A 231-nucleotide genomic window follows, 5' to 3' on the forward strand; every position below is an offset into this window, starting at 1 on the left:
CAATTTGATTCTGGCGAACAACAATCTTGTAAAACAGTCTCAACCACCCCCGAACAAGATAGTAAGATGTTAGCCAAGATGTTTAGTGTACAGAGCAATACAGGAACTTATACATTAACTGGTAATAACTGTGTTAACTTTGTTCGAGAGGTGCTTAAGGTTGGAGGAATAACATCTTCTGAGACTATTCGCCCTAAACCATTCTTCAAAGCCATAAATAGTGGTTAAAAA

At 37.2% G+C, this 231-nt stretch carries 1 protein-coding gene; it reads left to right on the plus strand.

What is annotated here, in order from left to right:
• The coding region (locus A10D4_RS14425) for a hypothetical protein (protein WP_008490216.1) at positions 1-228 on the plus strand (228 nt) is incomplete at its 5' end.
• Between the last annotated feature and the right edge of the window lie 3 nt (positions 229-231).

It is taken from the genome of Idiomarina xiamenensis 10-D-4 (genome assembly GCF_000299895.1).
GTDB classification, from domain to species: Bacteria; Pseudomonadota; Gammaproteobacteria; order Enterobacterales; family Alteromonadaceae; genus Idiomarina; species Idiomarina xiamenensis.